General features: G+C 39.4%; 7 protein-coding genes and 2 pseudogenes. 6 read left to right on the forward strand and 3 right to left on the reverse strand.

From position 1 onward, the window contains the following. Window positions 1-753, reverse strand: a pseudogene (locus tag SMIDD26_RS01635) (LysR family transcriptional regulator); the annotation flags it as partial. Window positions 754-880: 127 nt separating this feature from the next. After that, on the reverse strand, window positions 881-1,231 hold the full coding sequence (locus SMIDD26_RS01640) for a helix-turn-helix domain-containing protein (RefSeq protein WP_061438705.1): 351 nt from the start codon (window positions 1,229-1,231) through the stop codon (window positions 881-883). 358 nt (window positions 1,232-1,589) lie between these two features. Here SMIDD26_RS01640 and SMIDD26_RS01645 point away from each other — a divergent pair, with 358 nt between their 5' ends. From SMIDD26_RS01645 to SMIDD26_RS01660, 5 genes and pseudogenes are all read left to right on the forward strand, one after another. Then, complete coding sequence (locus SMIDD26_RS01645; RefSeq protein WP_061438706.1) at window positions 1,590-3,215, forward strand: malolactic enzyme; 1,626 nt, start codon at window positions 1,590-1,592, stop codon at window positions 3,213-3,215. Between the two features lie 202 nt (window positions 3,216-3,417). Then, window positions 3,418-3,537, forward strand: a pseudogene (locus tag SMIDD26_RS11260) (IS630 family transposase); the annotation flags it as partial. Between the two features lie 496 nt (window positions 3,538-4,033). Then, complete coding sequence (locus SMIDD26_RS01650) at window positions 4,034-5,011, forward strand: ABC transporter substrate-binding protein (protein ID WP_000869838.1); 978 nt, start codon at window positions 4,034-4,036, stop codon at window positions 5,009-5,011. Window positions 5,012-5,022: 11 nt separating this feature from the next. Then, entirely contained in the window at window positions 5,023-5,916 is an 894-nt protein-coding gene (locus SMIDD26_RS01655; RefSeq protein ID WP_001012085.1) for an ABC transporter permease, read from the forward strand. Between the two features lie 12 nt (window positions 5,917-5,928). Continuing rightward, window positions 5,929-6,732: an ABC transporter ATP-binding protein gene (locus SMIDD26_RS01660; RefSeq protein ID WP_000157661.1), complete on the forward strand. Its 804-nt coding sequence runs from the start codon at window positions 5,929-5,931 to the stop codon at window positions 6,730-6,732. A 32-nt stretch (window positions 6,733-6,764) separates the two neighbouring features. Here the strand turns inward: SMIDD26_RS01660 and treR are convergent, their stop codons facing one another. Then, window positions 6,765-7,475, reverse strand: coding sequence for a trehalose operon repressor (gene treR, locus SMIDD26_RS01665; protein WP_061438707.1), 711 nt, complete (start codon window positions 7,473-7,475; stop codon window positions 6,765-6,767). 184 nt (window positions 7,476-7,659) lie between these two features. Between treR and treP the strand changes: the two genes are divergently transcribed. Then, window positions 7,660-9,345 (forward strand): PTS system trehalose-specific EIIBC component (gene treP, locus SMIDD26_RS01670; protein WP_246746849.1); only part of this gene is annotated, 1,686 nt, incomplete at its 3' end.

Raw genomic sequence — 9,345 nt, forward strand, 5'->3', positions numbered from 1 at the left:
AATCATCATCTTCATCAGAAAGTGCGATATCAGCCAGTAAACTAAGGCCAATCCCTTTCTTTAAAAGTTCTTTAAGGATGGCAATGTCATCAGTCTTAAAGAATATTTCTGCCTTGTTTTGATACTTTTGATTAAGCGTTTCAAAAGCTTTCAGGTGAACAAAGTGTTCATCTAAGAGTATAAAGGATTGATCTACTAATTCTTCAAAAGCGAGGGAAGGAGCAGTGGCAAAAGGATGGTTCTTAGATAAAACGACATACAGTTCTTTATGAAATAGCTCGTGTGACTCTATTGAAGGATAGTTGAGAGGTTCAATCAAACCGAGTAGGCTTGCATCAAGGTCTCCTTTGATGAGAAGGTTTAATAACTCCACGGAGCCACCGCGGATAGGGCGTACCTTTTTAAAAAATCGAATTTATCTTTTTCGTTTAAGACAGCAAAGAGATACTGAATGATAATAGGAGGGAATCCTACAGTAGAGTATTGTGCCAAGGAGCGATTAATTTCTTTGCGAGTAGAAATGACCTCAGGTAAAATCAGTTCTGTATGCTTTAGAAGGATTTGTCCTTGAGGAGTTAGCTTGAAGGAACGATGCGAGGGGTCATGGTGAATCAATTTGCAGTTAAAGGATTCCTCTAAGCGCTTGATAGCATAAGAAATAGATGGTTGGCTGACTTTATGTTGTTTTGCTACTTCCGTATAGGATTGAAGCTGGCAGAGGTCATAAAAATATTGTAGATCTTTTAAATTCATATGGGCTCACTTTCATTAGTTGGAGAAGGAAAATAAGTGGAAAACAGCAGATAAATAATTTTTATCCGTATCCTACAATTTGACTATACGAGTATTCACCAGTTAAAATGTAAGTGAGTCAGGGATCTCAAAGATTATCTAAGATACTCTCAAAAATGACCAACATCTTTTCTCGTTTATCAATAGGGAGCTGTTTAATCTTCATGTTGATTCTTTTGAGTGAAAGATTGTCACTCTTATCAGAGGTTGATTCAAGGCTATCAAAATTGAAAAATTCCTCTGGGGTCATTTTTAGTGCGTCAATCACTTTTTCAAGACTGTGAATGGTCAGATTCACATTTTGGTTTTCAAGTTGATTGATATACTTTAGCCCGAGTCCTGCTTGTTCCGAAAGTTCTTCCTGGCTCATTTTATTCTGAGTTCGAAAATATTTCACTTTTTGGGAAATATATTGTTGTAAATAGTTTTTAGTTGTCATATAAATAGAATACAAGTTTTATATGACAAAAAAACACCTTAAAAAATACAAAGTACTACATAACAAACTTGTATGATATTTATTTTAATGAGGATTGTCAATTTGTATGATTGGTTTCTTTTACTCGAAACTTTTAGCAAAGAGTGATCATCGAGAGTCTGATGAGTTCAAAAATTTATAAAATATAACAACTTAAAGTATTATCAATAATAGTGTTTTAAGTATAAAAGAGTCTATTAGAAATTGTTCTCGTAGACTCATTATAACATATGTGTATATAATTGTATTGTTTAAACAACAACGTTTTATGAACAATTCGTTTCATGTGATATAATATAAATAAAAAGGAGGTTGCATTATGACTGCACATGATATTTTAAACAATCCTTTCCTCAATAAAGGTACTGCCTTTACCTTAGAGGAGCGAAAGGAACTAGGTCTTATTGGTTTACTGCCACCGTATGTTCAAACGATTGAAGAACAAGCGGCGCAAACTTATGCACAAATGCAAACAAAAGCCAATGATTTGGAAAAACGTCTTTTCCTAATGGAAATTTTTAATACCAACAGGACTCTTTTCTATTACCTCTTTTTTCAACATTTGGAAGAATTCAATCCAATTGTATATGATCCAACCATTGCAGATACAATTGAAGGCTATAGTGATCTTTTTGTAGATCCCCAATATGCGGGATATCTTGATATCAATCATCCTGAAAATATTGAAGCCACTTTGAAAAATGCTGCCGGGGGTCGCGAGATTCGTCTCATTGTTGTAACAGATGCAGAAGGAATCCTTGGAATTGGCGATTGGGGAACAAATGGTGTCGATATTTCTGTTGGAAAATTGATGGTCTATACAGGTGCTGCTGGAATCGATCCTTCAATGGTCCTTCCTTTAGTCATTGATGCAGGGACTAACCGTGAAGAACTTCGTAACAATCCTAATTACTTAGGAAATCGTCACGAACGGGTTCGCGGAGATCGTTACTACGACTTCATTGACCAATTTGTTCAAACAGCAGAACGTCTCTTTCCTAAACTTTACCTTCACTGGGAAGACTTCGGCCGCTTGAATGCTGCCAATATTCTTGAAAAATACCGGAAACAAATTCCGACCTTTAATGATGATATTCAAGGTACAGGCATCGTTACCTTGGGTGGTATCTTTGGTTCGCTGGATATTAGTGGTGAAAAATTAACAGATCAAGTTTATCTCTGCTATGGTGGTGGTACTGCGGGTGCAGGAATTGCCTCTCGTGTTCTTCGTGAAATGGTAAGTGAAGGTCTTTCTGAAGAAGAAGCCTATAAACGTTTCTTTATGGTTGATAAACAAGGTCTTCTCTTTGATGACATGGATGACTTGACACCAGAGCAAAAACCATTTGCTAAGAAACGTGCTGACTTTAGTAACGCAGATAAGTTGACTGACCTGCTTGAAGTAGTGAAGACTGTGAAGCCAACCATTCTTGTAGGAACTTCAACTCAGCCTAATACCTTCACTAAAGAAATAGTAGAAGCTATGTGTGAAAACACAGAACGTCCAATGATCTTCCCTTTGTCAAACCCAACTAAATTGGCAGAAGCTAGTGCCAAAGATTTGATTGAATGGTCAGATGGCAAAGCTTTTGTCGCTACAGGAATTCCTGCTGATACGGTTTCTTATAAAGGTGTAGACTATGTGATTGGTCAAGCAAATAATGCTTTGATTTACCCAGGTCTTGGTCTAGGTATGCTGGCTTCTGAAGCAAGTCTTTTGACTGATGAAATGATTGGAGCGGCGGCGCATTCATTGAGTGGTATTGTCAATCCAGGCCAACCAGGAGCTCCTGTCTTGCCACCATTCAAGTATGTAGCAGATGTTTCTATTAAAGTAGCAGAAGCAGTCGCTAAAAAAGCACAAGAGCAAGGTCTTGCACGCGCTAAGGAAACAGATATGGCCAAAGCAGTTCGTGATTTGAAGTGGTATCCAGAGTATAAATAATTCATTTCTGCTGCCTATCCTCGGGATACTTAGCTTATTTTGGATATGTTAGCAATCTACAGAGTTGATAACCGAAAAGTAAAGAGATTGTCGTATTGACTATTGGTTTTAAACAGTATAAAATAACTGTCGATTTTTTGTCCGACTGCCAAGAGTCAGTTTAATACTACACTAAAATCAAAACGCATTATATAATAGTGATATAAAATCAACCAAAGAAGAAATACAAGCCATCAAAACACTTTTAAAAGACTCTAGTACAGCTAAATATCATAAACACCTTCAAATCCTTCTATTTTGTCTAATGGGCAAATCTTTGAAATTATCTTAAAAGAATTGAAAGAATTATGAAAGAATTTTCGAAAAATTTTAAAATATTCTGAAATATTCTTGACAGCTGATAAAAAAGGTGGTAAGATAGGAAACATCAAAAAAGAAAGCAGAAAAAGAAATGAATAAGAAACAAGCTGTAACGATGAATCAAAACTTTTACTTTAGCTACTTTAGATAGTGTTTGTAGACATGTCACCATGGATGCAAACAGTTCAAGCAATTTGTTTGTATCTATGTGGCTAAGATTTTTGATTGTGGTCCATATAGATGAATATCTAAATGGACTAGCTAAGTTGTAACTTGTTAGATTATTTCAAGCATCCGTTTAGGTATTATCTAGGCGGTTTTTTGTTTTATACTCTTCGAAAATCTCTTCAAACCACGTCAACGTCGCCTTGCCGTACTCAAGTACAGCCTGCGGCTAGTTTCCTAGTTTGCTCTTTGATTTTCATTGAGTATTATCTTTTCTGAGAAGGAGTTTCATTATGAAAGTTGTTCGAAAATTGCTAGCACCCCTCTTGGTAGTGGGGATTCTCTTGACCTCTCTGATCAGTTTGCATCAGTTGAAGGCAGATAAGAAAAAAGATGTTTTTCGTATCGGTATTTCGCAATTTATTACTCATCAATCTTTGGACGCTACTAGAGAAGGTTTTGTAGATGAACTAGCTAAACAAGGCTATGTTGAAGGGAAAAATATCGAGATTGATTTGCAAAATGCACAGGGTGAGCAAAGAAATCTAAAAACCATTTCCCAGCAACTAGCAGAATCTAGTGATGTCGTTCTAGCTATCGCAACGCCTTCTGCTCAGAGCTTGGCTAATACAACACAAACGACACCGGTTATCTTTTCAGCGGTAACAGATCCTGTCAGTGCCAAGTTGGTAGAGTCAAGAGAGCATCCTGGGGGCAATGTAACTGGAACAAGCGATCAGTCATCAGATGCCATTTCAACCCAAATCAATTTGATAAAGAAAGTGTTGCCAAAAGCTAAAACAATTGGAATCCTCTATACTCAGAGCGAGCCAAACTCAGTTGTCCAAAAGGATGAAGCTAAGCGACTTCTGGAAGAAAAAGGCTTTACCGTTGTTGAAAAAACAATCTTGGACAGTAACAACGTCAAGGCGGCAGCAGAAAGCTTGATGGCAGAGGTGGATATGGTTTTTGTACCAACGGATAATATCATTTCATCAACCATGGAAACAGTCAAGCAGGTTTCTATTAAACACAAGGTTCCAGTATTTGGTGGTTCAACAGAAATGATTGCTGTTGGTGGCTTGTATAACTACGGAACCAATTATGAAGAATTGGGAAGACAGACAGCTCGCATGCTGATTCGTGTTTTAAAAGGTGAGAAGCCAGAAAATATAGCAGTTGAGTTGCCTGAAAAACTGGAATTGCATACTAATCAAGAAATGGCAGATGCACTAGGAATTGATATTAGTAAGTTAGAAGGCAAGGAATAAGGAGGTTTGAGATGAATTTTGTATTATCTAGTTTATCAGAAGGTTTGTTGTGGTCGATTATGGCTATTGGGGTCTACTTGACTTTCCGTATTTTGGATATTGCGGATATGACTGCTGAAGGAGCCTTTCCACTGGGGGCGGCTGTCGTCGTATCTCAGATACAGGCAGGGACAAATCCTTGGATTGCGACTTTACTTGCTTTGCTGGCAGGTATGGTAGCAGGTCTTGTATCAGGAATGCTCCATACCAAGATGAAAATTCCAGCTCTCTTGACAGGTATTGTGACCTTGACAGGGCTCTATTCGATCAATATTAAAATCATGGGAAGTGTGCCCAATCTTTCCTTGGGAGATTCTTCGACTGTCTTTAAACAGTTGGCGAGCTTGGGACTGACAAATGAAGAAGCTGTTTTCTCATTCAGTTTAGCCTGTCTCTTACTTGTTTGTTTGGTCTTGACTCTTTTGATGAAAACAGAGATTGGATTAGTCTTGCGTTCGACTGGGGACAATATTCCGATGAGTGAGGCTAATGGGGTCAATGTAGACACCATGAAGATTGTTGGTTACATGATTTCAAACGGCTTGATTGCCCTATGTGGTTCCTTGTTTGCCCAAAATGATGGATTTTCAGATGTGACTTCTGGGACAGGGACCATCGTTGTTGGTTTGAGTGCAGTCATTATTGCGGAAGTCTTGATTCACGACTTGACCATTGGAGGTCGCTTGTTATCCATCGGAATTGGTGCTATTGTTTATCGTTTGATTATTTTAAATATCTATGAAATTCCAAATCTAGATCAAAATCTAGTTCGTCTCTTTAATGCAATCTTGTTAGCCTTAGTTTTATTTGCACCAGAATTGCAAAAGAGATTAAAGATTCGTGGTCTGAAATTGAGAAATGAATAGGAGGAGAAAGTTATGGCAAGTTTATTAACGCTTGAAAATATTCACAAAACATTTGAAGCAGGGACGGTCAATGAGAACCATGTCCTCAAAGGATTAGATTTAGAGGTTGAAGAGGGAGATTTTATCTCTGTGATTGGTGGAAATGGAGCAGGGAAATCCACTTTGATGAATATCTTGGCTGGCAATCTATCGGTGGATGAAGGGGACCTTCTACTGGCAGGGAAATCCATTAAAAATCTGAGTGTAAGAAAGAGAGCCAAGGATATCGCCCGTGTTTTTCAAGATCCTAAGATGGGAACAGCTTCTCGTTTGACGATTGAGGAGAATATGGCTATTGCCTTGAGACGCGGGCAGAAGAGAGGGCTTGGTTGGGGTGTGAAGGAGAAGGATAGAATCCAGTTCCAAGAGGCCTTGAAGGAGTTGAATATTGGTCTTGAAAACCGCTTAAAAGTGGATACCCAATATCTCTCAGGAGGACAAAGACAGGCCTTGACCCTAGTCATGGCAGCTCTGGTGAAACCCAAACTTTTGCTTTTGGATGAACATACTGCGGCACTTGACCCGAAAACGAGTCAAATGGTGATGGATTTGACGCAAAAGATTGTGGAACACCATCAGTTGACGACTTTGATGATTACCCACGATATGAACCATGCGATTGAGTACGGAAATCGTCTCATTATGCTCTATCAAGGCAAGATAGTGGTAGATGTCAAAGGAGAGGAGAAAAAGCATCTGACAGTTGAAGATCTCATGCATCTTTTCCAGAAAAATAGTGGCCAAAGTCTAGTCAGTGATGAATTGGTTTTGGGATAAAGAAAAAGGCTGAGATCCAGTGTCTCAGTCTTTTATTTCTTACGCTTTGCAAAATCTACAAATCTGAATTTTTCGAGTTTATGGCGACTTTCAGTGAATTGAAATTGGCGCCCGTCTTGGAGATAGACTTTTGATTTAATCGAAACGACATAGGGGTCTTTGCCAATGTCCATGAGAATCTTGTCTCGGTCATTTGAGTGGTCAATGGTTATTTCCTTTTGAGCATAATCAATAAGGAGTTTGAGGTCGTCCTCTATATAAGAATAGATAGACTTCTCAGCAATTTGGCGAGTGAGATTTGGGATTAGTTCCATATCCAGATAGTCCGTATCCAGAACGGATACCAGATCATCCACCACACGCTGGCGGACTACCTTCCAAACCATACGAAACTCTGGGAAGCCGGTTATTAGTGAGGATTTTTTATCAATAATAATCTTGTCCAGACTGACCACGTTGGTTTTAGAGCGCAGTCCAAGTTCTTGAACTAGTTCTTGGTAGCTGGTTAGGTTGGATACAGGAAAATTGACGGTTTCTTCTTTGACGACTTGAGAACCTTGCCCTCTTATCTTTTTGATCAATCCTTCCTCTTGGAGGAGAGACAGGGCCTTTCGGACGGTATCACGGCTTACCTGATACTGGTTCATAAGGTCGTGCTCGCTAGGAAGGAAATCTCCGACAGCGTAAGTTTCGTTTTGAATGGTTTCTTGGATTTGCTTAAATAGTTGTTGGTATTTCTTCATTTTGATTCCTTAAATAGGTTTTTATTCTAGTTTAATGAACACCTGTATCTATTTTATCATACAAGTGCTAGAAAATTTACAAAAAAATCCTCTTTTTATACCAAACAAGTTGCAGACAAATTTGGTATCGTTTACAATAGAACTATTAAATCAAACTTGCTTTGACAAGTATAAGGAGAATCAAATGGGAAAATTTGAACAAGAAGCCAAGGATCTGCTTCAGGCAATCGGAGGCAAAGACAATGTGACTGCCGTCACTCACTGTGCGACACGGATGCGGTTTGTTTTAGGAGATGATAAGAAGGCTAATGTCAAGGCTATCGAGTCAATTCCAGCAGTCAAAGGAACCTTTACCAATGCAGGTCAATTTCAGGTGATTATTGGGAATGACGTGCCCATCTTTTATAATGATTTTACAGCTGTTTCAGGTATTGAGGGTGTTTCCAAGGAAGCAGCCAAGTCTGCAGCTAAGAGCAATCAAAATGTGGTCCAACGTGTCATGACCACTCTAGCGGAGATTTTTACTCCGATTATTCCAGCCTTGATTGTTGGTGGATTGATCCTCGGTTTTCGTAATGTCTTGGAAGGTGTACATTGGTCTATGTTGGATGGTAAGACCATCACAGAAACTTCTCAGTTTTGGGCAGGGGTTAATCACTTCCTCTGGTTGCCTGGTGAAGCGATCTTCCAGTTCTTGCCAGTAGGGATTACTTGGTCTGTTTCTCGTAAGATGGGAACCAGCCAAATCTTGGGAATTGTTCTCGGAATCTGTTTGGTTTCTCCTCAGTTGCTCAATGCCTATGCAGTTGCCTCAACGCCAGCAGCTGATATCGCGGCAAACTGGGTTTGGAATTTTGGCTACTTTACTGTTAATCGTATCGGTTACCAAGCACAAGTTATTCCAGCCTTGCTTGCAGGTTTGAGTCTGTCTTATCTTGAAATTTTCTGGCGCAAGCATATTCCAGAAGTCATTTCCATGATTTTTGTACCTTTCTTGTCATTGATTCCAGCTTTGATTTTGGCTCATACTGTCTTGGGACCAATCGGTTGGACAATTGGACAAGGACTTTCATCAGTTGTCTTGGCAGGATTAACTGGTCCAGTTAAATGGCTCTTCGGTGCAATTTTTGGTGCCCTCTACGCTCCATTTGTCATCACTGGTTTGCACCATATGACCAATGCCATTGATACACAATTGATTGCGGATGCTGGTGGCACTGCCCTCTGGCCTATGATTGCTCTTTCTAATATTGCCCAAGGTTCGGCCGTATTTGCTTACTATTTCATGCACCGTCATGATGAGCGTGAGGCTCAGGTTTCACTTCCTGCAACCATTTCAGCCTATCTCGGTGTTACAGAACCAGCTCTTTTTGGGGTTAACGTAAAATATATTTATCCATTTGTTGCTGGGATGACTGGTTCAGCTCTTGCAGGCATGTTATCCGTTACTTTCAATGTAACTGCGGCTTCTATTGGTATCGGTGGTTTGCCAGGTATCCTCTCTATTCAACCTCAATACATGCTGCCATTTGCAGGAACTATGCTAGTTGCGATTCTTGTTCCAATGCTCTTGACTTTCTTCTTCCGTAAGGCTGATCTCTTTACAAAAACAGAGGACGATGCGGACTTGCAGGCAGAATTCGTTGCTCAAGAAGAAGCAGAATTTGTGAGTCATGAACCAGTAGAACATACTCCAGTAGAAATTGTTAGCCCACTTGAAGGACAAGTAAAAGAACTAAGTCAAGCAACTGATCCAGTCTTTGCTTCAGGTGTCATGGGGCAAGGTCTGGTCATTGAACCAAGTCAAGGTGAGTTGACTTCTCCAGTCAATGGGACAGTTACGGTTCTTTTCCCTACCAAGCATGCCATC

The sequence above is a fragment of the Streptococcus mitis genome (genome assembly GCF_001579035.1).
In the GTDB taxonomy this organism is placed as follows: Bacteria; Bacillota; Bacilli; order Lactobacillales; family Streptococcaceae; genus Streptococcus; species Streptococcus mitis_J.